The 23,786-nt window shown below is 68.4% G+C and carries 21 protein-coding genes; 8 read left to right on the forward strand and 13 right to left on the reverse strand.

All coding sequences use genetic code 11. The annotated features are described in order from the left end of the window. On the reverse strand, nucleotides 1-1,215 hold a 1,215-nt coding region (locus ACAM49_RS23185), incomplete at its 3' end, for a cytochrome P450 (RefSeq protein WP_369637654.1). Nucleotides 1,216-1,363: 148 nt separating this feature from the next. Next, complete coding sequence (locus ACAM49_RS23190) at nucleotides 1,364-2,161, reverse strand: maleylpyruvate isomerase family mycothiol-dependent enzyme (RefSeq protein ID WP_369637655.1); 798 nt, start codon at nucleotides 2,159-2,161, stop codon at nucleotides 1,364-1,366. A 179-nt stretch (nucleotides 2,162-2,340) separates the two neighbouring features. Between ACAM49_RS23190 and ACAM49_RS23195 the strand changes: the two genes are divergently transcribed. From ACAM49_RS23195 to ACAM49_RS23220, 6 genes are all read left to right on the forward strand, one after another. Next, complete coding sequence (locus ACAM49_RS23195; protein ID WP_369637656.1) at nucleotides 2,341-3,126, forward strand: PepSY domain-containing protein; 786 nt, start codon at nucleotides 2,341-2,343, stop codon at nucleotides 3,124-3,126. A gap of 56 nt (nucleotides 3,127-3,182) precedes the next feature. Further along, nucleotides 3,183-3,881, forward strand: a complete 699-nt coding sequence (locus ACAM49_RS23200) for a response regulator transcription factor (RefSeq protein WP_369637657.1) — start codon at nucleotides 3,183-3,185, stop codon at nucleotides 3,879-3,881. Further along, complete coding sequence (locus tag ACAM49_RS23205) at nucleotides 3,878-5,245, forward strand: sensor histidine kinase (protein ID WP_369637658.1); 1,368 nt, start codon at nucleotides 3,878-3,880, stop codon at nucleotides 5,243-5,245. Before ACAM49_RS23200 ends, ACAM49_RS23205 begins: the two co-directional genes overlap by 4 nt. 360 nt (nucleotides 5,246-5,605) lie before the next feature. Then, nucleotides 5,606-6,427 (forward strand): hypothetical protein, encoded by an 822-nt coding sequence (locus ACAM49_RS23210; RefSeq protein WP_369637659.1) that lies wholly within the window; start codon nucleotides 5,606-5,608, stop codon nucleotides 6,425-6,427. Continuing rightward, the gene (locus tag ACAM49_RS23215; RefSeq protein WP_369637660.1) at nucleotides 6,424-7,077 is read left to right on the forward strand and encodes a class F sortase; all 654 of its coding nucleotides are present in this window, start codon (nucleotides 6,424-6,426) and stop codon (nucleotides 7,075-7,077) included. The genes ACAM49_RS23210 and ACAM49_RS23215 overlap by 4 nt, the downstream gene beginning before the upstream one ends. 11 nt (nucleotides 7,078-7,088) lie before the next feature. Further along, entirely contained in the window at nucleotides 7,089-8,027 is a 939-nt protein-coding gene (locus tag ACAM49_RS23220; protein WP_369637661.1) for a LysR family transcriptional regulator, read from the forward strand. Between the two features lie 16 nt (nucleotides 8,028-8,043). Here the strand turns inward: ACAM49_RS23220 and yjfF are convergent, their stop codons facing one another. From yjfF to ACAM49_RS23245, 5 genes are all read right to left on the reverse strand, one after another. Continuing rightward, nucleotides 8,044-9,063, reverse strand: coding sequence for a galactofuranose ABC transporter, permease protein YjfF (gene yjfF, locus ACAM49_RS23225; RefSeq protein ID WP_369637662.1), 1,020 nt, complete (start codon nucleotides 9,061-9,063; stop codon nucleotides 8,044-8,046). Continuing rightward, a complete protein-coding gene (locus ACAM49_RS23230; protein ID WP_369637663.1) occupies nucleotides 9,060-10,154 on the reverse strand; it encodes an ABC transporter permease in 1,095 nt (364 codons plus the stop codon). The genes yjfF and ACAM49_RS23230 overlap by 4 nt, the downstream gene beginning before the upstream one ends. After that, nucleotides 10,151-11,701 carry a sugar ABC transporter ATP-binding protein gene (locus ACAM49_RS23235; RefSeq protein ID WP_369637664.1) on the reverse strand — a complete coding sequence of 517 codons (1,551 nt, stop codon included), beginning with the start codon at nucleotides 11,699-11,701 and terminating at the stop codon, nucleotides 10,151-10,153. Before ACAM49_RS23235 ends, ACAM49_RS23230 begins: the two co-directional genes overlap by 4 nt. Then, nucleotides 11,701-12,660: an ABC transporter substrate-binding protein gene (locus ACAM49_RS23240; RefSeq protein ID WP_369637665.1), complete on the reverse strand. Its 960-nt coding sequence runs from the start codon at nucleotides 12,658-12,660 to the stop codon at nucleotides 11,701-11,703. Before ACAM49_RS23240 ends, ACAM49_RS23235 begins: the two co-directional genes overlap by 1 nt. Before the next feature lie 284 nt (nucleotides 12,661-12,944). Beyond that, on the reverse strand, nucleotides 12,945-14,102 hold the full coding sequence (locus tag ACAM49_RS23245) for an RNA-guided endonuclease InsQ/TnpB family protein (RefSeq protein ID WP_369637666.1): 1,158 nt from the start codon (nucleotides 14,100-14,102) through the stop codon (nucleotides 12,945-12,947). A gap of 22 nt (nucleotides 14,103-14,124) precedes the next feature. On the opposite strand from ACAM49_RS23245, the gene tnpA reads away from it, so the two are divergent. Beyond that, nucleotides 14,125-14,553: an IS200/IS605 family transposase gene (gene tnpA / locus ACAM49_RS23250; protein WP_369637667.1), complete on the forward strand. Its 429-nt coding sequence runs from the start codon at nucleotides 14,125-14,127 to the stop codon at nucleotides 14,551-14,553. Nucleotides 14,554-14,749: 196 nt separating this feature from the next. Next, entirely contained in the window at nucleotides 14,750-15,799 is a 1,050-nt protein-coding gene (locus ACAM49_RS23255) for a LacI family DNA-binding transcriptional regulator (protein WP_369637668.1), read from the forward strand. Nucleotides 15,800-15,922: 123 nt separating this feature from the next. Here the strand turns inward: ACAM49_RS23255 and mmsB are convergent, their stop codons facing one another. The 6 genes from mmsB to araB are packed head-to-tail and all read right to left on the reverse strand — an operon-like array spanning nucleotide 15,923 to nucleotide 23,730. After that, on the reverse strand, nucleotides 15,923-17,245 hold the full coding sequence (gene mmsB, locus ACAM49_RS23260; protein WP_369637669.1) for a multiple monosaccharide ABC transporter permease: 1,323 nt from the start codon (nucleotides 17,243-17,245) through the stop codon (nucleotides 15,923-15,925). Further along, on the reverse strand, nucleotides 17,242-18,795 hold the full coding sequence (gene mmsA, locus ACAM49_RS23265) for a multiple monosaccharide ABC transporter ATP-binding protein (RefSeq protein WP_369637670.1): 1,554 nt from the start codon (nucleotides 18,793-18,795) through the stop codon (nucleotides 17,242-17,244). Before mmsA ends, mmsB begins: the two co-directional genes overlap by 4 nt. A gap of 19 nt (nucleotides 18,796-18,814) precedes the next feature. After that, nucleotides 18,815-19,912 (reverse strand): multiple monosaccharide ABC transporter substrate-binding protein, encoded by a 1,098-nt coding sequence (gene chvE / locus ACAM49_RS23270; protein WP_369637671.1) that lies wholly within the window; start codon nucleotides 19,910-19,912, stop codon nucleotides 18,815-18,817. Nucleotides 19,913-19,927: 15 nt separating this feature from the next. Further along, nucleotides 19,928-21,355 (reverse strand): L-fucose/L-arabinose isomerase family protein, encoded by a 1,428-nt coding sequence (locus ACAM49_RS23275; protein ID WP_369637672.1) that lies wholly within the window; start codon nucleotides 21,353-21,355, stop codon nucleotides 19,928-19,930. A 42-nt stretch (nucleotides 21,356-21,397) separates the two neighbouring features. Continuing rightward, a complete protein-coding gene (locus ACAM49_RS23280) occupies nucleotides 21,398-22,066 on the reverse strand; it encodes an L-ribulose-5-phosphate 4-epimerase (RefSeq protein ID WP_369637673.1) in 669 nt (222 codons plus the stop codon). Next, nucleotides 22,063-23,730, reverse strand: coding sequence for a ribulokinase (gene araB, locus ACAM49_RS23285; RefSeq protein WP_369637674.1), 1,668 nt, complete (start codon nucleotides 23,728-23,730; stop codon nucleotides 22,063-22,065). Before araB ends, ACAM49_RS23280 begins: the two co-directional genes overlap by 4 nt. Nucleotides 23,731-23,786: the final 56 nt, after the last annotated feature.

Here is a 23,786-nt window from a genome sequence, read left to right on the forward strand (position 1 = left end):
GAGCGGGGGCGAGGGGGTGAAGTGCACCGGGAGGGCGGTTAGGGCGCGGTGGAATGGGCCTGGGCGCCAGGTTAATTCGGTGGGGGTCAGGCGGATTTCGGGGAGGGCGTCGAGGAGTTGGTCGAGGGCTTCCTGGGCGATCAGGTAGGCCAGGGAGCGGGCGGGGCAGATGTGGGGGCCGGCGCCCCAGGACAGGTGGGCGCGGTTGCCGGTGAATTGGCCGGGGCGGATGGCGGGGTCGTTGTTGCAGGCCGCCATGCTGATTACGACCGGTCGGTGGGCGGGGAGCCAGCAGTCGTCGACGAATACGTCTCGCGGCGGGAAGCTGATGCAGAAGTTGGCCATCGGCGGGTCGTCGAAGAGCACCTCGTCGAGGGCGTCGCGGGTGGAGAGGCTGCCGCCGAGGGCGCTGTCGCCGAAACGGTCGTCCGTCAGGAGCAGGAGCAGCGCGTTGACGATCAGATTCTGTTGCGGCTCGATGCCCGCGCCGTAGAGCGTGGCCAGCTGATGCACCATCTCGACATCGCTGAGCCCCTCCGGGTGGGTGACCATGCGCGTGGTGACGTCGTCGCCGGGGTGGGCCCGCTTGTGCAGGGTCAGTCGCAGCAGAGCATCAGTGAGCAGCTTGTTGCCGCGGTCGGCACCGACACCCTCGAAGATGGCCCGGAAACCCTCGGCCGCCTGCGCCGCGATCTCGACCGGGCAGCCGAGCAGCTGATTGAGCACCCGGAAGGCCAGCGGAAACGCGTAGTCGCGCACCAGATCCGCCGATCCGACGACACAGAACTCGTTGATCAGCGAGACCGCGACCTGAGCCACCGTGCCCTGCAACCGGTACTGGTCGATACCCGTCAACCCGGCGGTATTGGTCCGCCGATACCGAGCGTGGTCGGCCCCGGCGCTGCGCAGGGCATTGGGCCGCCACTGCATCATGGGCAGCACGGGACAGTCGGGCGGGATACCGGCCTGCCAGGTCCGCGGATCGGCGGGGAAGCGTTCGGGATCGTTGAGAATCCTTACCGCCGTGCGATATCCGAGCACCAGGGTGGCGGGCACGCCCGGCGCGAGATCTACCGGCGCCAGGGCGCCGTACTTCGCGCGCAGTTCGCGGTAGACCCGATGCGGGTCGGCCGCGAATTCGGCGGTGTAGATGGGGACCCGGGTACCGGCCTCGACCGTCCCGCTACTCGCGGTGGTCGGCGCTGACTCTGACATCGAACTCACTCACGCGGTACCCAACACTCCTCCGCCGCCGAACACCGCACACCCCGGACGCGTGGACGGTCACGCTACCCGCATTACGCCTGCCGCACAGCGGTTTACGGACAGTTGGCTCGCCGCGGATCAGATCGCTCGGCGGCGCTCAGCCACTGACGTGGGCGGTGTTGTCGAGCCAGTGCTGAGCCAGGACGTAGTCGCCGTCGACGGTGATGTCGGCGGCCGCGGCGAGCGGGAGTCGTCGGGTCAGGATCAGCAGCAGGGATTGTGCTGGGCCGCTTACCGTTACGTCGGCGGAATGGGTTCCGGGTTGCCACGTTGCCCCGTCGGGACGACGTTCGATGGACCAGGCGCCGGCGCCCTGGGCGATGTCGGTGGCCAGCCATTGCAGCCGCTGCCCGGTGCCCTGGATGGCGCTGGCGGATTCGGGCCGCTGCATCGCCCAGGTGGGGGCGGTGAGCATCGCGAAGTGATTGGTAATGAGTGCGGCGGCGATATCCGAGTCGATATCGACCGGTCGCTTCGCCGCGGCGGCAGCGTCGGTGCCATGGACGACCGCCTCGTTGAGCATGCTGGACAGCCAGAATCGAGTCCCGGACCGCCCGTCGGCGGCGGGGTTGAACACCGGCGCGTCGAGCGCGTCATCGGAGCACGCGTTCGCGACCCGCTGTGCGGACTCCGCCAGCCACGCCTGCCATTCGCCAGGATCGGCGGGCAGCGCGACCATCTCCATGGGCAACTGCATGGGGTCGGTGATCCGCCGCTCGATGATCTCCGCGACCCAGTTCTGGGTTTGGCCCACATGCTCGACCAGCTCGGTGACGGTCCACTCCGGCGCGGTCGGCACGGCGGCGTCGGGCCCGGCCGCGGCGGCCGATTCGGCCAGGCGCCGGGTGTGTTCGACGATCGCTTGCCGGGCGCGTTCGGTCTTCGAATCGGTCATGGCAAAGCCCTTTCGAAATTCGTTGTGCCCGTTATGACCGGCCGAGCCCGTCGAATTCATCGGCGAAGCTGAAGGCATCTTCAGACATCTTCAGGGATGGTTCAGGAGGCGGCGGGATCGTTCACGCATCGGCAGCTCCGGAGTCGGAACTGCCCGCCGGAACGATGAAGGAGTATCAGATGAACCGCCGCCCACTGTTCTCGTCGAGTCGCCGTGCCATCGCGGCGGCGGCCCTGGCCGGGCTCGCCCTGGGATCGGTGGCGTGCAGCGCCGCCACGGACTCCGGAGTGGACGTCAAGCGCGTCGCCGCCACCACCGCACCCGCACAGACCGCCACCGAGAACCTGAGCGCGCCGGTCGAGACGGGTGGACCGGCGGTCGCGTGGGCGGTCGCCGCCGCCACGGCCGAACGGTCGATCCCGGGCGGGGTGGTCACCGATTTGGAGCTGGAAGACGGTGCCTGGGAGGTCGATGTGATGACCCCGGAGCCGCGCGTGCACAACGTGTCGGTCGATGCCGCCACCGGAGCGCTGCTCGGCAGCCGCGCCGACCGCATGCCCGACCAGGCCCGCTCCTATCTGCAGATCCCGCTGGGCAAGCTCGCCGCGGCGACGGTCGACCGCGCGGAGGCCGCGAACATCGCACTCGCCGCCGTCGATCGCGGATTCGTCAGCGAGGTGTCGATCCAGGGCACCGAGAACCGGCCGGAGTGGAGTATCGAAATCACCGACGGCACAACGCGACACGAGATCGACGTCGATGCGCGATCGGCGGCCGTGGTCCGCCACGACACCGACCGCGACAACGACCGCCGCGACCACGACCGCCGTGGCGACTACCGTCGCGACACGGCCGTCGACCGCCGCGATCCGGCCGGAACCGACTGGCCCGAGCGCGTTCGCGAGCGTTCGCACGACTTCGGCCGCGATCACTACGACTGGTCGGTGCACGTCCCCCGATTCTGATCTTCGGGACAAATGCCCCAAGACAAGCGGTCTCGGGCCTTCCTAGGGTCGACGGGATGAGCCGCATCCTGATCGTCGAGGACGAGGTGTCACTGACCAAGGTCCTGCGCCGCGGCTTCGAGGCGGAGGGCCTACGCGTCGATGTCGCCCACGACGGCAACGAGGGTTTGCGACTCGCGCTCGAGCAGGAATACGACGCCATCATCCTCGACGTGATGCTGCCGGGCATGGACGGGCACCGCGTCTGTTCCATGATCCGGGCCGCCGAACTGTGGACGCCGATCCTCATGCTGACCGCCAAGGATGGCGAATACGACGTCGCCGAGGGTTTGGACACCGGCGCCGACGACTACCTGACCAAACCCTTCTCCTATCTGATCCTGCAGGCTCGGCTGCGCGCTCTGCTGCGCCGCGGCAGCCGTGGCCGAGCCGATACGGTCCGGGTCGGAGATCTGGCACTCCTGCCCCAATCCCGGCGATGCACCCGTCTGGGCACCGAGATACCGCTGACCGCAAAGGAATTCGACCTCCTGGCCGCACTGGCCCGCAGCCCCGGCATCACGATCTCGAAAGGCGCTCTGCTCGAAGAGGTGTGGGACCTGCCCGCCGACGGCGACCCGAATGTGGTGGAGGTGCACGTCAGCGCGCTGCGCCGCAAGATCGACCAGCCCTTCGCCGATCGCGCCCGCAAACTCCTGCACACCTCGCGCGGCCTGGGCTACCGGCTGGTGCCCGCCGAGACCGAATCCGCGTGAGCCCGCGCCGATTTCCGCACGCCTCGGTCCGGGTGAAGACCACGGCGGGCGCGCTGGCCATCGTGACCGTCGCCCTGCTGGCCGCCGCCGCGGGCCTGCTCGAGGTGACCCGCCACGGCCTGGTCGCCTCGGCCGAGCGGACCGCGACGACCCGCGCCCAGGCCGTCGCGCGGGCCGCCGCGGACGGCACGCTCACGCAACGGCTGGCCATCCCCGAGGGCGAGGACAGCCTGCTGCAGGTCGTCGCCGACGACGGCCGCATCCTCGCCGCCAGCCACAATCTCACCGGCCAGCCGCCCGTCGCCGCCTTCGAACCCGCGCCGAATCACCCGACGGCGGCACGCGATATCCGGGCGAGCACCGACGGGCAGGACCATCCCTACCGGGTGGTCGCGGTCCGCACGACCGCCTACGGCACCCCCGCGACGGTGTACGCGGGCACCTCGCTGGAGACCGCCGAGCATGCCGAGCGTTTGATCCGCCATTCGATGATCCCCGGCATCCCGGTACTGCTCGCCTTAGTCGGCGCGGTCACCTGGGCCGCCACCGCCCGCGCGCTGCGCCCGGTGGAGGCCATTCGCGCCGAGGTCGCCGAGATCACCGAACACGATCTGGGCCGCCGGGTTCCGGTGCCCGCCTCGCGCGACGAGATCGCCCGGCTGTCGATCACCATGAACGACACCCTCGATCGCCTCGAGCACTCCATGGACCGGCAGCGGCGCTTCGTCGCCGACGCCTCCCACGAACTGCGCAACCCCATCGCCGCCCTGCGCGCCCACGTCGAGCTGGCGATCGCGCACCCCGAACTGCTGGACGGCCCCGATCTGCTCGGCGATGTGCTGCGGGTCCAGGAGCTCGCCGATGACCTGCTGCTGCTCGCACGCCTGGACGCCGGGCAGCACGCCGACCGGGTCACCCTGGATCTCGCCGCCCTGGCCGCCGACACCCTGCGCGCCCGCCCCGACGGCCGGGTGCCCGTCACCCTCGACGCGCCCGCGCCGATTCCGGTGCGCGGCAACCGCGGACAGCTCGCCCGCGTCCTCGACAACCTCCTCGACAACGCCCAGCGGCACGCCGAATCCCGAATCACGGTGACCGTCACCACAATCGGGGATACCGCCGTGCTCGAGGTGTGCGACGACGGAACCGGGATCCCCGCGCCCGAACGCGAACGCGTCTTCACCCGCTTCACCCGCCTGGACGAGTCCCGCAGCCGCGACGCGGGCGGCACCGGGCTCGGACTCGCCATCGCCCGCGATATCGCCGCCGCCCACCACGGCACCCTCACCGCACGCGAACCGCGCTCCCGCGGGGCCCGCCTGGTCCTCGCGCTCCCCTCCGACTGGGTCACACAGCGGGCGTGAGCCGGGTCTCCTCCGCTGGTCAGCGACGTCCGCGCGAGCGGTCGGTATCGCGACTCGAGATCGGCGCGATCACCGTTGTGCGTTGGACGCACCGGATCGCCGGGATCGATGCTCGATTCGAGCACACCGCTCGATCCCGGTGAGAGTGACATCCGGCAAGGAAGCCGCTGAACCTCTCCCTTCCTCCACTGGATGAGAGAAGCTGATGCAGACAACGATCGCCAAGCACCGCAAGGCAACTCACAGCACCCGGATCCTGTTGGGCGAACTGGCCGCCGTCACCACCCTGGCCGTTCTCGGCGCCCCTCCGCCTTCGCGGACGCGGCCATCGACACCGGATCCGCCGCCCTGGGCGCGACGGTGGCCGCCGACACCGGCAGCGCCGACACCGGACTCGCGCTCGGCCTCGGCACCGCCCTGGACTCGGGCAGCGCGGGCGCCCTGGGCGCCGGCACGGACCTGGCGCTCGGCAGCGCCGACACGCTCGGCTCGGGCAGCGCGGCCGCCCTGGGCGCCGGGACCGAGGCGGGCACCGAACTGGCCCTCGGCAGCTCCGACTCCGGCAGCGCCGCGGCCCTGGGCAGCGCCGGTGAGGCCGGGCTGGACCTGGGCAGCGCCGCCGCGGGCGGCCTGGCCACCGGCAGCGCGGACGCATTGGGCAGCGCGGGCGCGGGCGCCGTCGGACTGGGGCTCGGCAGCGCGGTCGGCAGTGCGGCGGTCGGTAGTGCGGCCGTCGGCAGCGCCGCGGTGGGCAGCGCCGCGGTGGGCAGTGCCGCGGTCGGTAGCGCGGCGCTCGGCAGCGCGGCGGCGGGCGGGGCGCTCGCGCTCGGAGTCGGTTCCGGCGCAATCCCGTTGGGCGTCGGCGCACCGACCGTCGTTCGGCCCGGCACACATCCGGGAGTGGGAACCGCGCCCGGCCACGGGGACGCGGGCACGGCCGGCACCTCCGCGGACGCCGCGGATGGTTTCGACAGCGCCTATATGGCAGCCGGTACCGATGGCCTCACCTCGCAGTGGTCCGGTTCGCACTACCCGATTCCGACCGGTCACCCCGAGACCGGTGACGGCGGCCTGATCGCCTCGGACCGTTCCCTGCTGAGCATGTTCGGACTGCTGACGGTGATCGGCGCGGGCGTCCTCGTCTCGCGTCGTCCGAACCACGCCTCGGACGCGGTCCGGTGAGCCACCCGCATCGGCCGGGCGCCTCGGACTCCGTCGCGGTGAATCTCCGCCACCGGATCGCGGTCCTGGTGATGATCCTGATCGGTGTGAGCGCCGTCGTGCTGTTCTGGGGCGATCCCGGCCTCCACCAGGTGCAGGCCCCGCCCGCCCACGCCGACACCCGTCTGCAGGCTCCGCTCGCGGCCGCTCCGGCGCGCTCCCACTCCGACCCGCGGACCCTCATGATCCCGAAGCTCGGCCTGGCCACCGACCTCGACTCCATCGGCCTCAAATCCGATGGCACCGTGGACGATCCGGCGACCTTCGTCCGCCCGTCCTGGTACCGCCCCGGCGTCGCGCCCGGCGACCGCGGGTCCGCGGTCATCCTCGGCCACGTCGACTCCTATCGCGGCCCGGCGGTTTTCTTCCGGCTCGGGGAGCTGACGGCGGGAGATCTGGTCGAGGTGGCCCGCACCGACGGCAGCACCCTGCGTTTCCAGGTCGACCACACCATGACGGTGAGCAAGGACGCGTTCCCGAATCAGCAGGTCTACGGCGACCACGGCGATGCCGAGCTGCAACTGGTCACCTGCGGCGGCAGTTTCGACACCGCCACCCGCAGCTATCGATCGAATGTGATCGTCTTCACAAAACTGGTCGGCAGCTATTGAGGTGAAGGCCCATGGAATGGCACATTGATCCGATGGAATTGCGGCAATTGGAATATTTTGTCGCAGTAGCGCAGGAACTCAGTTTCTCGCGCGGCGCGGCCCGCGTACATGTCGTGCAATCGGCGGTGTCCTCCGGCATCGCGAAACTCGAACGCGAACTCGGCGTCCAATTGTTCGACCGCACCCCACCGGCGGTCGTGCTGACACCGGCCGGCACCGCGTTGCTGGCCGAGGCCAATGCCACCCTCGACGCCGCGCAGCGCGCCCGCGAGGTCACCGCCCAATTCACCACGAACCCTTCGGGCACGGTCGAATTGCACATCCACGAGGGATGCTCGCGCATTCTGGATCTGCCCGCCTTCATCACCCGTTTTCGCGACGAGCATCCACTTATCAGGGTCCGCGTGAAAACCGGTCTGTCCGTGAGCATCGCCCGGGCGATCGCCGAGAAATCCGTCGAAGTCGGGCTGATCGCGCCGCCGCCGCAGCCCCCGCCCGGAATCCGGCTGCGCAATATTCACCACGAACCGCTGGTGCTGGTCTGCGCGCCCGACCATCCGCTCGCGAGCCGCCAACAGGTAGCCGTCGCCGACCTGGCCGGCCAGACGCTGATCCTGCACGACCCCGAGAGTGCCCTGCGCCAGATTGTCGACCTCGCACTCGACACCGCCGGTATTCGCCCGACCGACCCCTACGAGGTCGACTCGCTGAGCACCACCATGGATCTCGCCCGCACGGGAGCGGGCGTCACCCTGCTCCCCGCCGTGGCCGCCGCCTGGCATCCGGACCTGACGACGATCGCGGTCACCCCACCTCTGCACTGGGATATCGCGCTGGCCACACCCGACGGCCGACTCTCCCCGCCCGCCGCGGCCCTCGCCAAGGCGCTCGCCACGCTCGACCTCGACGGACCGAATCTCGATGCACCGCAATCGATCCTGATCGCATAGCCCCGCCGCATCGGGCTCATCCTTGACCACGCGTCCGACCGCCGAGCACACGCTGCAGCAGGATGAACACCAGCAGCAGCGCCCCGATGACGATCTTGGTCCACCACGAGCTCAGCGTCCCTTGGAAACTGATGATGGTCTGGATGAGGCCGAGGGTGAGCACGCCCAGCACCGAGCCCAGGACGAAGCCGCTGCCGCCGGAGAGCAGGGTGCCTCCGATGACCACGGCCGCGATGGCGTCGAGTTCCATGCCGACCGCGTGCAGGCTCCAGCCCGAGAGCGTATAGAAGGTGAACAATATGCCGCCCAGCGCCGAGCAGGCGCCGCTGATGGCGTAGGCGGCGATCTTGGTGCGCGCCACCGGAAGTCCCATCATGACCGCGGACTGCTCATTGCCGCCGAGAGCGTAGACGGTGCGGCCCAGGCGGGTGTAGTGCAGCACCACGAAGGCGCCCGCGACCACCGCCAGCGCCACCAGCATGCCCACCGATACGAACACGCTGGAGCCCAGGTGGATTCGCTGCTGGGCCAGGTGGGTGTACGTCGGATCGATGATGGTGATCGAGTCGGTGCTGATCACATACGACAGCCCGCGCGCCAGGAACATGCCCGCCAGGGTGACGATGAACGGCTGGATCTCGAAGTAGTGGATCACCGCGCCCATGCCCGCGCCGAACACGGTGCCGCCCACCAGGATCAGCACCATGACCACCGGCGCGGGCCAGTGGTGCACGGTGACCAGCCACGCCGAGATCACCGTGCTCACCGCCAGCACCGCGCCGACAGACAGGTCGATGCCGCCGGTGAGGATCACGAAGGTCATGCCGACGGCCAGCACCAGCAGAAACGCGTTGTCTATGAACAGGTTCACGAAGACCTGCGGGTAACCGAACGCCGGGTAGCGGGCCACGCCGATCCCGTACATGACCACGAACAGCACCGCGGTGACCAGCACGGGTGTGTAGCGTTCGCCGTGCAGCACAACATTTTTCAGTGCCGCGACCGGATCGGCCGCCGTCGTGACGGGTGCGCTCATCGATGGATCGCCTCCTGCTCGCTGGGCGCGGCGGCCGTCGCGCCGTCGTCGGCCTCGGATACGGTCGCCGTCGCGCTCCGCCGCTCGGATCGGGCGCGGAACACCTTGGCCCGGAACACCGGTGACTGGACCAGGCACACCGCGATCACGACCAGCGCCTTGAACAGCAGCGTGGTCTCCGGGGGCACGCCGATGGTGTAGATGGTGGTGGTCAGCGTCTGGATCACCAACGCGCCCAGCACCGTTCCGCCGAGATGGAACCGGCCGCCGGTGAGCGCCGTGCCGCCGAGCACGACGGCCAGGATGGCGTCGAGCTCGATCCACAGTCCGGCATTGTTGCTGTCGGCGGCGGACACATTGGAGCTGATCATGAGCCCGGCCACCGCCGCGCAGCAGGCGCACACCACGTACACCCCGGTGATCAGCCCACCGGCCCGGATGCCCACCAGCCGTGAGGCTTCGGCATTGCCGCCGACCGATTCCAGCAGCAGCCCGAGCGCGGTGCGCCGCAGCAGCAGCGCGACCCCGACCGTGACTCCGGCCGCGATCAGCACGGGCACCGGCACGGCGAGCAGGAAACCGCCGCCGATCACGTGGTACGGGCCGCTGTTGACGGTGATGATCTGCCCCTGGGTGAGCAGCTGGGCCAGCCCGCGCCCGGCCACCATGAGGATCAATGTCGCCACGATCGGCTGAATACGCAGGCGCGCCACCAGGATTCCGTTCCACAGCCCCAGTGCCGCGGCGACGACCACGGCCAGCGCGACCGCGGCGAGGACCCCGCCCAGCGCGCTCGGATCGCGCAGCTTCTGAATGCGCAGGCAGGCCAGCGCCCCGGCGATGGCGACCACCGCGCCCACCGACAGGTCGATGCCCCGGGTGGCGATGACCAGGGTCATGCCCACCGAGATCAGCACCAGCGGCGCGCCGTAGCGCAGGATGTCGATCGGGCCGCCGTAGAGGTGGCCGTCCTGGATGCGGACCGCCAGGAATCCGGGGGTGTGCACGACGTCCACGATCAGCAGCGCCACCAGCGCGAGCACCGGCCACACCAGCCGGTGCCGCAGCAGCGCGGAAATCCGGCCGCTCATGAAATCGCCCCGCTGGCAATGGTTTCCATGAGCCGGTCCATGGTCAGCGTCGCGTCATTGGACAGCTCGGCGACCAGCTGCCGGTCCCGCAGCACCTCGACCTTGTGCGACAAGCGCAGCACCTCTTCCAGTTCGGCGGACACGAACACCACCGCCATCCCCTCCTCCGACAGTGACAGCACCAGGCGCTGGATCTCGGCCTTGGCCCCGATATCGATGCCGCGGGTGGGCTCGTCGAGGATCAGCAGCCGCGGCTGGGTCACCAGCCAGCGCGCCAGCAGCACCTTTTGCTGATTGCCGCCGGACAGGGCCTTGACCGGCAGGGTCGGGTCGGCGGGCGTGATTCGCAGGGCGGCAATGTATTTCGCCACCCATTCGGCCCGTTTGCGAGCCGGTATGCGGCGTGCCCAGCCGCGGGCGGCCTGCGCGGCGAGCAGGATGTTCTCGGCCACCGACAGTTCGAGGATCAAGCCCTGGGTCTTGCGGTCCTCGGGACAGTAGGCCAGGCCCTGCGACACCGCGGCGCGCGGCGACCGCAGCGGGCCGCCCGCGCCGCCACCGGTGACCGCGATGTCGCCGGTGACCGCGCGATCGGCCCCGAACAGCAGCCGCACCGTCTCGGTGCGCCCGGACCCGAGCAGCCCGGCCAGGCCGACCACCTCGCCCGCGTGCACCGTCAAATCGAAGGGCGCGACCGAGTTTCGCCGCCCGCTCACCCCGGTGGCGGTGAGCACCGTCTCCGGATCCCCGGTGCGGGTGCGCGGCACATCGTGCTCGGCGCTCTCGCGCTCGATCTGTTCGAGGGTTCCGGCCGCGTTGCCGAGCATGTGACCCACGAGGGTCTTGTGGGTCAGCTCCGCCACCGGGTACTCCCCCACCAGGGTTCCGTTGCGCAGCACCGTCGCCCGATCACACAGCGCGAAGATCTGGTCCAGGAAGTGGGTGACGAACAGGATCGCCACCCCCTCCCCCGCCAGCCGCCGCATGAGCTCGAACAGCCGGCTCGCCTCACCCGCGTCCAGGGAGGACGTGGGCTCGTCGAGCACCAGCACCCGAGCGTCCAGGTCGACCGCCCGCACGATGGCGATGAGCTGTTGCACCGCAAGCGAATACGAGCCCAGCGGCGCGCTCACATCCACGTCCAGCCCCATCCGGGCGACCAGCGCCGCGGCGGCCTTCCGCATGGTGTCGAAGCGCACCAGCCCGGCCCGGCGCGGTTCCCGGCCGATGTAGATGTTCTCCGCGACCGAGAGGTTCGGGCACAGGTTCACTTCCTGGTAGACGGTGCTCACCCCGGCACGCTGGGCCTGCTGCGGCCCGCTGAAGCGCACCGGCTCCCCGCCGAGCCGGATGGTCCCGGCGTCGGCGGGGTGAATCCCGGTGAGCACCTTGATGAGTGTCGATTTGCCCGCGCCGTTCTCCCCGACCAGGGCATGGATCTCGCCGGGGAACAGGCGCAGGTTCACCGCCGTCAGCGCGGTCACCGCGCCGAATCGCTTGCCGATGCCGGTCATCGACAGCAGCGGCGCGGTGTTCGATGCGGACATCAGTACTTCCGGGTGGGCAGGGCCGCCGCGGCCTGTTCGGGGGTGAAGGCGGATTCGGTGGTGACGATGCGGTGATCCACCGGCTGCCCCGCCTTGACCTTCTTGACCAGCTCCATCAATTGGGGTCCGAGCAGCGGATTGCATTCCACGACATAGTTTTCCTTGCCGTCGACCAGGGCCTGCAGCGCATCGTGCACACCGTCGATGGACACGATCTTGATGTCCTTGCCGGGCTTGAGACCGGCCTCCTCGATGGCCTGGATCGCGCCGAGCGCCATATCGTCGTTGTGGGCGAACAGCAGGTCGATCTTCTGGTGCGAGGCCAGGAACGCCTGCATGACCTCCTTGCCCTTGGCGCGGGTGAAGTCACCGGTCTGCGAGACGACGATCTTGAACTTAGGATCGGCCGCGATCAGATCGGCGAAGCCCTTCTTGCGGTCGATGGCCGGGGCCGAGCCCGTGGTGCCCTGCAACTCGGCGATGTTAACGGTCTCATTGGACCCCTTGTAGGTGTCGATCACCCACTGCGCGGCCTTCTTTCCCTCCTCGACGAAGTCCGAGCCCAGGAAGGTGGCGTACAGCGTGGGGTCCTTGGAGTCCACGGCGCGATCGGTGAGGATGACCGGGATCTTGGCGTCCTTGGCCTCCTTCAGCACGGTGTCCCAGCCCGATTCGACGACCGGGGAGAACCCGATCACGTCCACGCGCTGCTGGATGAAGGACCGGATCGCCTTGATCTGGTTCTCCTGCTTCTGTTGCGCGTCAGCGAATTTCAGATTGATCCCGGCCTCTTTCGCCGAGTCCTGGACCGATTGGGTATTGGCGGTGCGCCAGCCGCTCTCCGCTCCGACCTGCGAGAATCCGAGAGTGGTTCCACCACTTCCCGAACCGCTTCCGCAGCCGGCCGCGACGGCGGCGAGAGTAAGGGTGCTGGCGACGATGACAAGCCTCTTAAACACGGGCTCTCCCTTTGGAGCAACAGTTGAAGTGGGGGGAGGTCCTGATAGTGTTAACGCTCACATTGATGGCGTCAAGGGGCGGATCGAAGTCCGCACCCTGAATCCGCGCTCATGCCAAGGACTAGTAGGCCCCCAGTGCGTAATGCCATAGGCCGCACTCTGGTCGACCTATCCTAAGGCCAGCCGACCACCCGGATGACAAGCCTCGTCAACCACCCGGCCGCAGGCCAGGCTTGTAACTCCGACACCGGGCTGGCTGCCCGGTGGCAGGCTACGTCCAACGCTCACTCGAGCGTAGGGGCCGTTGACTGAGCCCCGCGTCCCCACACCACAGCCGCTTTCCTGGCGATGTTGTGGGAAGCGTTCACGTCCGCATGTTCAGCAAAACGACACGAACGGCAACGAAACTCGGCTTGGCTTACCCGGTTGTTCCGGTCGATATACCCACATTTGCGACAGGTTCGGGACGTGTCGTTCGCGTTGACGAAGACCACCGGCACGCCAGCACGGCGGGCCTTGTACACGATGAACGACCCGAGCTGAGCAAATCCCCAGCTGTGCAGTGTGGCTCGTTGAGGCTTACGAAGCCGTACCCGTTCACGGATACCGGTCAGGGCTTCCAGACCAATACCGTGCCCGGTGCGTTGTGCCTCGGCCACAATGCGTTTCGAAATGACATGATTCACCTGGGCAGCGTGGCGTGTCTCGCGGCGACGCTGCCGTCTCAATACCCGATTGGACGCCTTCGTGTTTTTGGCCTGCAACTTCCGACGCAGCCGACGTTGCCGTTCCCGGTAGCGACGCAAGCCCCGCCCACACGCCCGATATCCGCTGTTGGTGGTCGCGATGTTGGCCAGTCCGAGATCTACTCCGATCCAGCCGGTGGGCTGAGCAGCATGGGGTTCGGGGATCTCGCAGGTCGCGTACAGAAACCACATCCCGTCGCGGTGGACCAAGTCGGTTTCGCCCTGCCGATACAGCCGTAGGGCTTTCAGCTGATCCGCAGATCCGGTGTAACGCAGGTTCTTCATCCGGCCAGCGATCGTCCAAATCGAGACCGATTGCATGTCGTATTGCCAGGAGAGGCACCGATCATCGAAGGGTTGAGCGGCATCGGGACGGAACCGGATCGGCGAGTTCTCGGCTCGCCCACGGCGACGACTCCCCCGGGGCCCATAGTTCCCCGCGGCCACATTCGCGGCCCGAGTTGTGTAGGCATCTGCGACTTTCCGAAGCACATGCAGCGCGGGCTGCGCCGACAACCCCATCTCCTTGAGATGCGAATAATGCTCACGTTGCAAGTCAGCACGACCTCGACGATCGGTCGTCTGGGCTTGTCCGGCAAGCCATGTCGCGGCGGCGTTCGCGGTATCCAGAGTGCCAGCCAGGGCAGCGGCTTGCTCCGGGGTAGGGAGCAGCTTGACCGGCACAACCAGCTTCACCGCTCGACGATAGCATGTGCCTATGTCACCTCGATGGGTTCCAGATCCAAATGTGCGCAGGGGACGAAGTGTCATCCATGATCTCCACGTACATTTAGTCTTCGTCACCAAGGACCGGCGAGGCCCGTTCACCGATGAGATCCTCACCCGCTGCGAAGAGGTGATGCGCAGCGTGTGCACGGACTTCGGCGCGGAGCTGCACGAATTCAACGGCGGGACCGACCACGTGCATCTAGTCCTGCATTACGCGCCGCAGGTCAAGTTATCGACCCTTGCGGGGAGCCTGAAAGGGGTATCCGCCCGTCGGCTGCGACAGGAGTACCCCGAGCACATCCGAAAGTACCTGCGAGGGAATCACTTCTGGTCACCGTCATACTTCGCCGGATCATGCGGCGGGGCCCCGTTGACGGTGATCGAAGAGTACATCGAAAGCCAGAAGCGATCGGCGTAACGTTCGGTCACGCAATTCCACCCGAGCCATGAACGTCGGCTTCTGCGCGAAGTCGCTGAACATCGGGCCCCTTGCTGGAGAAAGAGATCAGGTGGAGATTCCTGGTAATGTTAGCGATCACATCGACCCTGTTGCGAGCTGGTCCGAACACCGCACCCTGATTCAACCGGGCCGAGGCAATCGCAGAGAGGTAGACGTGAAGGACAGGGATGAAGCTGCCGACGGCGCTGCTGCGCAGCCCGCCCGGCCTGCGGTCATGATCGACGTGGCCAAACGGGCGGGGGTATCCCATCAGACGGTGTCCCGGGTGCTCAATGACAGTCCGCGGGTGCGGCCGGAGACTCGGGAGCGGGTGTTGCGCGCGGTCGAGGAGCTGGGGTACCGGCCCAATGCGATGGCGCGCGGGTTGGTGAGCCGGCGGTCGAAGGTGCTGGGGGTGGTCACTTTCGATACCGTGCTGTACGGCCCGGCGTCGATGTTGCTGGGGATCGAGCGGGCGGCTCGGGCGGCTCGGTACGGCGTCAGCATCGTGACCTTGCAGCGCGCGGATCGGGCCGAGGTTCTCGATGCCGTGGGGACATTGGCGGATCAGGGTGTGGACGGGGTCATCATCATCGCGCCGTTGATGGTCGCGGCGGCGGCGCTGCACAGTCTGCCGCCCATGCTGCCCGCGGTCGCGGTGGAGGCCGGGCCGGATGCCGGGCTGCCGTCGGCGTCGGTGGATCAGGTCGAGGGCGCGCGGCTGGCCGTGCGGCATCTGCTGGATCTGGGCCACGAAACGGTCTGGCACATTTCGGGTCCCAATGGCTGGCTCGAGTCCCGCGACCGCGTGGACGGGTGGCGGCAGACCCTGGAGGCGGCGGGTGCGACGGTGCCGCCGATCATCGCGGGCGACTGGAGTGCGCGATCGGGCTACGAGGCGGGTCCGGTGCTGGCCGCCCAGCCGGGGGTGACCGCGGTCTTCGCCGCCAATGACCAGATGGCGCTGGGGTTGCTGCGCGCCTTCAGCGAACGCGGATTGCGGGTGCCGGAGGACATTTCCGTGATCGGCTTCGACGACATTCCCGAGGCCGCCTATCTGTCGCCGCCGTTGACCACGGTGCGCCAGGACTTCGACGAGGTCGGCCGCCAGAGCATGCGACTGCTGCTGGGGCTCATCGAATCCGAGACCGCGCCCACCGAATCTCCGCAGGTGGTGCCCACTCTCGTCATTCGCGACAGCACAGCGCCGCCGCGGGCGCGCTGATCCCCGGAGGCGGGATCGGCGGCGCCCGCGACGGCGCGCGGATGCCGGAACCTCGGGGGCACCCGGGGACCATTCGGACCGAGGTTCCGGCGTGCCGGAACACACCGCTGGATTCCGGCGGTCTCAGGTGGCGGCGCGCTTCTTGTTGTAGACGTCGAAGGCGACCGCGGCGAGCAGCACCAAACCCTTGATCACCAGCTGCCAGTCGCTGCCCACGCCGAGCATGGACATGCCGTTGTTCATCACGCCCATGACCAGTGCGCCGACAATCGCGCCGACCACGGTCCCAATGCCGCCGCTGGCGGACGCGCCGCCCACGAAAGCCGCTGCGATGGCGTCCAATTCGAAGTTCTGCCCGGCCTTGGGGGTGGCCGCGCCGAGGCGGGCGGCGAAGATGATGCCCGCCAGCGCGGCGAGCACGCCCATGTTCACGAACACCCAAAAGGTGTTGCGCCGGGTGTTGACCCCAGACAGCGCCGCGGCCTTCTCGTTGCCGCCGACGGCGTAGATGCGGCGGCCGATGACGGTGCGGTTCATGACGAAGGAGTAGACGACGATGAGCACCACCAGGATCAGTCCGATGACCGGCAGCCCGTTGTAGGAGGCCAGCACGAATCCGAACGCGCCGATAACCACCCCGAGCGCCGTCATCTTCGCGACGAACAGCGAGCGCGGCCCGGCGGGCATCCCGTAGGACCGCCGTCGCCGCCGCACCCGCAGCTGGGTCCACACCAGTGCCGCGATGGCGGCGGCCGCCAGCAGCAGCGTGAGCCCGTGCAGCTCACCGGTTTTCAACCGCACCACGACGCCGTGCCGGAAACCGTCGAAGACCAGCGCGTGGATGGGCAGCCAGTTGGGCAGGTAACCCGCGGCGATGTTCACGAACCCCTGTGGGAAGGGCCCGATCGACTGCCCCTGCAGCACCAGTTGCGCCAGCCCGCGGAACAGCAGCATGCCGCCGAGGGTGACGATGAACGCCGGGATCTTGACGTAGGCGATCCAATACCCTTGCCACACACCGATGATCGCGCCCAGCGCCAGTCCCGCCACCACCACGACCGGCCACGGCCAGTGCCAGTGCGCGATGGCGATGCCGGTGAGCGCGCCGACCAGGGCGCACACCGAGCCGACGGACAGGTCGATGTGCCCGTTGATGATCACCAGCATCATGCCGATGGCCAGCACCAGGATGTAGCCGTTCTGCAGGATCACATTGGTGACATTGAGCGGTGTCAGCAGGCTCACGCCGTCGCTGAGCCGGGCCGTGGTGAGGACCTGGAACAGCAGTGTGATCGCCACCAGGGCGACGATCATGCCGTATTGGCGGACGTTGCCGCGCAGGGCCTTTCGCACGATCGCGAGCGGTCCGCCCCGGTCCTCGGCCGCGGCCTTGGCGACGATGGCTTCGGAGCTCGAACCGTCCTTCAGTTTGTCGAGCAGGGTCATCCTTCGGTCACCTCCACCGCGTTCGCGCCGCGGGTCATCAATCGCATGAGTGCCTCCTGGGTGGCGTCGGCGGTGGCCAGTTCACCGGTGATCCGGCCCTGGCTCATGGCGTAGATCCGGTCGCACAGGCCGAGCAGTTCCGGCAGTTCCGACGAGATCACCAGTACGCCTTTGCCTTCCGCCGCGAGTTCTCGAATGATCAGGTAGATCTCGTATTTCGCGCCCACGTCGATGCCGCGCGTGGGCTCGTCGAGAATGAGCAGATCGGGTTGGGTGAAGATCCATTTCCCGAGCACCACCTTCTGCTGGTTGCCGCCCGAGAGCGTGCCGACCTTGGCGAATACCGTGGGCGCCTTGACCGTGAGCCGGGTGCGCAGCTCCTGGGCCGCGGCCACCTCGGCGTGGGTGTCGATCACCGAATGCCGCGACACCGCGGCGAGATTGGCGAGGGTGAGGTTGCGGCGGATGTCCTCGTCGAGGATCAGCCCGAGTTGTTTGCGGTCCTCGGACACATACGCGATCCCGGCGTCGATGGCCTGCGGCACCGTCGCAACCCGCACCGGCGCACCGTCTTTGCGCACGGTGCCGCGGATATTGCGGCCGTAGGAGTGCCCGAAGACGCTCATGGCCAGCTCGGTGCGGCCCGCGCCCATGAGCCCGGCCAGCCCGACGATCTCCCCGCGCCGCACCTTCAGCGACGCGCCCCGCACCACCTGCCGTCCGGCGATGGTGGGGTGATCGACGCTCCAGTCCTCGATATCGAAGAACACCTCCCCGATGGCCGAATCCGGCGGCCGGGGCGGGAAGCGGTGGTCCAGGTCGCGCCCCACCATGCCCTTGATGATGCGGTCCTCGGTGACGGTGCCGTCCACCTCGAGGGTCTCGATGGTGTGCCCGTCGCGCAGCACGGTGATGGTGTCGGCGACGGCCAGCACCTCGTTGAGCTTGTGCGAGATGAGGATCGAGGTGATCCCCTGCCCGCGCAGCTCCCGCAGCAGGCCCAGCAGGCTGTCGCTGTCGGCCTGGTTGAGCGCCGCGGTGGGCTCGTCGAGGATGAGCAGCCGCACCTGTTTGGCCAGCGCCTTGGCGATCTCCACCAGCTGCTGTTTGCCGACACCCAAGGTGGCGACCAGGGTTTCGGGATCCTCGATCAGCCCGACCCGCTCCATGAGCGCCATGGCCTGCCGATTGGTCTCCTGCCAGTCGAGGATGCCCGCGCGGGTGCGCTCATTGCCCAGGAAGATGTTCTCGGCGATGGACAGCTGCGGCACCAGCGCCAGCTCCTGGTGGATGATGGCGACGCCCGCCGCCTCGCTGTTCCGGATGTCCTTGAAGGCCATCTCGTTGCCGTCCACCAGGATTCGCCCGCTGTAGGAGCCGTGCGGATAGACCCCGGACAGCACCTTCATCAGGGTGGATTTGCCCGCGCCGTTCTCGCCGACCAGGGCGTGGATCTCGCCGCGGGCGACGGAGAGGTCGACCGCGTCGAGCGCCTTCACGCCCGGGAACTCCATTGTTATCGAGCGCATTTCGAGAATGTGGTCCGGCATGGACCGCTCCTTCCCGCTGCTATTGCAGGTCCTTGTCGGTGTAGTAGCCGGTGTCGATGAGCGCGGCGCGGTAGTTGGACTTGTCGACCGAAACCGGTTGCAGCAGATACGACGGCACCTTCTTGGCGCCGTTGTCGTAGGAGGAGGTGTCGTTGGTCTCCGGGGTGCCGCCGGTGAGGATGGCGTGGGTCATCTGCACCGCCCGCTTGGCCAGTTCCCGGGTGTCCTTGAAGACGGTCTGGGTCTGCTCGCCCGCGATGATCGATTTGACCGAGGCCCGCTCGGCGTCCTGTCCGGTGACGATGGGCATCTTCTTGGCCCCGCCGTAGCCGACGGCCTTGAGCGCGGACAGGATTCCGATGGACAGCCCGTCATAGGGCGAGAGCACCGCGTCCACATTCGCGCCCGCGTAGTGCGCCGAGAGCAGGTTCTCCATGCGCGACTGCGCCGTCGCGCCGTCCCAGCGCAGGGTGGTCACCTGGTCCACCTTGATCTGGCCCGACCGCACCACCAGCTTGCCCGCGTCGATGTGCGGTTGCAGCACCGACATCGCGCCGTTGAAGAAGAAGTAGGTGTTGTTGTCGTCGGGCGAGCCCGCGAACAGTTCGATGTTGAACGGCCCCTTGCCGTCCTTCAGCCCGAGGTGGTCGGTGATGTAACTCGCTTGCAGCACACCGACTTTGAAATTGTCGAAGGTCGCGTAGTAGTCGACGTTGGCGGTGTCGCGAATGAGCCGGTCGTAGGCGATGACCGCGACCTTGTTCTGTTTGGCCTGCGCCAGCACCCCGGTCAGCGACTTGTTGTCGATGGCCGCGATCACCAGCGCCTTGGCGCCCTGGGTGAGCATGTTCTCGAGCTGCGAGACCTGCGTCTCGATGACGTCCTCGGCGTATTGCAGATCGGTGGTGTAGCCGAGCGCCTTGAACTGGTTGACGATATTGTTCCCGTCGGCCACCCAGCGTTCGGAGGACTTGGTGGGCATGGCGATTCCGATGCGCCCGCCCGCGCCCTTGTCCCCCGAACCCGAACCGCTGTCGACCGAACAGGCGGCGGCCGCCAACAGGGCGAGGGATCCGCCCGCGACGGTGAAGAAGTCGCGGCGATTGATGCCGGTCATGTGCTTGCTCCTCGATCAGACCTGGACGAATTCGATGCCGGACAGGCGGCAGAACACCCGCCAATCGGCGGCGTGGCGGCCGAGATTGAGCACCTGGTGGTGCGGGCCGCCCGCGGCGAGCCACCCGTCCATGCAGGCGCGCACCCCGGTGTCGGGCCGGAACTGGCCGTAGGGCATCTCGAGTTGCGGCAGCGGCGGCGCGTCGAGCACCTCGCCCTCGGCGACCACCAGGCGGAACCGCTCGTCACCCAGGGAGACCAGGCAGGCCAGGGTGGCCGGGCCGGGGCGGTAGCGGAACAGGAAGGTCGGCGGGGCGTCGAGTTTGCCGATGCCCAGTTCGCGGTGGATCAGCCGCACCGGTTCGTCGGTGCGGGCGACGCGCCAATTGCCCTCGCCCATATGGCTCATCAAGATCGAGTCCGAGGGGAAGTCCATGGCGTACATCTCGGTGAAATGCCCGTCGCCGATGAGCTGGTGCCCGGCGTACACCATGGACGCCGCCAGCGCGTCGCCCTCCGCGCCGTACCCGTACCCCTTGGCCATCAGGCTCGAGGCGGCGGCCAGGGGCAGCCGCCGGAAGCGGCCGTCCTCGCCGATGGCGTCGAAATGCGTGGAGTACGCGCCGTAGCCGCGGTCGGTGAGGATGCGTTCGATGGCGATCTGCATCCGGGCGTGGTCTTCGCGTTCGATTTCGGTCAGCGCTTCGTCGACCGCGAAATGCGTGTTCTCCCAGTCGATCAGCGCCTTGACGTCCTCGTCGGGGACGTCGCGGGTGCCGCGGTACAGGTCGCCCGGGGCGAGGTAGCTGATCTCGGGGCCCAGTGCCCGCAGCAGGGCGTTCTCGTCGACGCGGATATCGCCCATATCGTTCATGGCGTAGCCGAACACGCCCACCTTCAACGACTTCCACGCCGTGACGGCGCGGGCGGCGCGCGCCCAGCGCTCGACCTCGTCGCGGAAGCGCTCGCTACGCCAGTCGTCGGTGAGGACCTCGAAGGGACGGTCGGCGCGGACCATGGCGTTGGCGGTGTCCTGCGCGCCGTGGATGCCCTGGTTGTAGGTCATATCGGCCATGTCCCAGGCCGCGGTGACGGCGGGTTCGGGTTGAATATTGGCCAGCAGCACCGGCATTCGGTTCTCGTTGAACAGCCGGGCGACGCGCATGGCGGGGCCGTAGGTCAGCATGGTCACCATGACGCCGTCGAGGTCGGCGTTGGCGAATTCGCGCATGACCGATTCGGCGTCGGCGCGGTCCTTCACCGGACGGCCGACCCGCCACTCGGCGACGTCCGCGAGTTGGTCGGCGATGGCCTCGGCGTAACCGGCCTGGCGTTCGGTGATGCCCGGGATCATCTCGTCGTAGAGCGCCTGCATGATGCCGAGCAGTCCGATGCGGGGCTTGCGTGCGGTGGCCGTGGCGGCCGGTGGCTGGAGTGTGGTCACAGGGGTAACTCCTTTGTCAGAGCCTTTGGCAGACCAGCGAATTCAGTGCTGGCCGTAGACGTTCTGGTAGCGGTCGTGCAGGCTGTCGACGGCGGCCTGCGGAATGGGGATCGGCTGCCCGATCTCGTGGGCCAGATGCGCGGTGCGCGCCACGTCCTCGCACATGACGGCGGCCTTCACCGCCGCGCGGGCGTCCGGGCCGACGGTGAACACCCCGTGATTGCGCATGAGCACGGCCGGGGAGCGGTGTCCGGCCAGGGTGTCCACGACGCCGCGGCCGATATCGTCACCGCCGATGAGCGCGAACGGGCCCACCGGGATCTCCCCGCCGAACTCGTCGGCCATGGCGGTGAGCACGCACGGGATCGGCTCGCCGCGCGCGGCCCAGGCGCTGGCGAAGGACGAATGCGTATGCGCCACACCGCCGATGTCCGGCATGTGCCGGTAGATGTAGGCGTGCGCGGCGGTGTCGCTGGACGGGGACAGTTCGCCGTCGACGAGGTTGCCGTCCAGGTCGCACACCACCATGGATTCGGCGGTCAGCTCGTCGTAGGAGACGCCGCTGGGCTTGATGACCAGCAGGTCCGCGCCGGGCACCCGGGCCGACACATTGCCGGCGGTCCACACCACCAGGTTCCAGCGCAGCAGTTCGCGATGCAGGTCGACCAGTTGCGAGCGCAGACCGGTCACGGTGAGATCGAGGGTCGTCATCGGGTCACTACCTCCTGGCGTGCGGAATTGCGTAGGCGCCGCAGCCGGTGCAGCACCTCGGTGCCGCCCTGGCCGAAATGCTCGTGCAGCGCGCGATATTCGACATAGAGGGACTCGTAGGCGGCCGCGCGCTGCGGGTCGGGCGTGTAGGCGGCCCGGTCCACCCGGCCCATGGCGGCCGAGGCGGTGCGCACATCCGGGTACGCGCCCGCGGCGACCGCGGCGTGGATGGCCGAGCCGAGCGCGCAGCCCTGCTCGGAGTCGAGCACCGACAGCGGCAGTCCGGTCACGTCGGCGTAGATCTGCATCAGCAGGGCGTTCTTTACCAGGCCGCCCGCCACCGTCAGCTCCCGCACCGGAACACCTGCGGTGTGGAAGGTTTCTATGATGGTGCGGGTGCCGAAGGCGGTCGATTCGAGCAGTGCGCGGTAGATGTCCTCGGGCCGGGTGGCCAGGGTCAGGCCGATCAGGACCCCTGACAGGTCGTGGTCCACCAGCACGGATCGATTGCCGCCCAGCCAGTCCAGCGCGAGCAGACCGTGCTCGCCGACGCGTTGGCGCGCGGCGAGCTCACCGAGGTAGGTGTGCAGATCGACGCCGAGGGCGGCGGCGCGATCGGCGTAGTCGGTCGGCACGGCGTTGTCCACGAACCAGCCGAAGATGTCGCCCACCGCGCTCTGCCCGGCCTCGTAACCCCAACTGCCGTCCAGGATTCCGCCGTCCACCACCCCGCACATGCCGGGCACCTCGGCCAGATGGTCGGCATTCATCACATGGCAGGTGGAGGTGCCCATGACCGCGAGCAGCTGCCCGTCCCCGACGGCCTGCGCCGCGGGCGCGGTCACGTGCGCGTCGACATTGCCGACGGCGACCGCGATCCCGGGGCGCAGGCCGGTCCATCGCGCCGCCTGCTCGGTCAGGCCGCCGGCACGACCACCGAGCGGCGACAGCGGATGGTCCAGCTTGCCGACGAAATCGGCGAAGTCCGGATTCAGGGCGGAGAGGTATTCGGGCGTCGGCCAGCTGCCGTCCTGGTATTGGCCCTTGTACCCGGCGGTGCAGACATTGCGGGTCTCGCGGCCGCACAGCTGCCAGACGATCCAGTCCGCCGCCTCGATGAAACGGGCTGTGGCGGCGTAGATCTCGGGATCCTCCTCGAGGATCTGCAGGCCCTTGGCGAATTCCCATTCGCTCGAGATCCGGCCGCCGTAGCGGCCGATCCACGCTTCGCGGCGCTCGTGGGCGACGGCGGTGATGCGGTCGGCCTGCGCCTGGGCGGCGTGGTGCTTCCACAGTTTCGGGTAGGCGTGCGGGCGGTCCGCGAACTGCGCGGTCCGGCACAGCGGGGTGCCGTCGGCGGTGGTCGGCAGCACCGTGCACGCGGTGAAATCGGTTGCTATCCCGATGATCTCGCTCGGATCCACCCGCGCTTCCCGCACCGCGGCGGGCACCGCGACCCGCAGCACCTCGAGATAGTCCTCCGGATCTTGCAGCGCCCAGTCCGGCGGCAGCGGCGCACCGGTGGCGGGCAATTGGCGTTCGATCACGCCGTGCCGATACTCGCAGACCGCTGTTCCGAGTTCCGCGCCGTCGCGCACCCGCACGACCAGGGCGCGACCGGACAGCGTGCCGAAGTCGACACCGACGACGTACTTGTCTGGCATGCATTGCTCCCAGCTATGTTAACGCGCACATTGTTACCTATGACACTGGACCGGTG

Source organism: Nocardia sp. JMUB6875 (assembly GCF_041154655.1).
Classification (GTDB): domain Bacteria; phylum Actinomycetota; class Actinomycetes; order Mycobacteriales; family Mycobacteriaceae; genus Nocardia.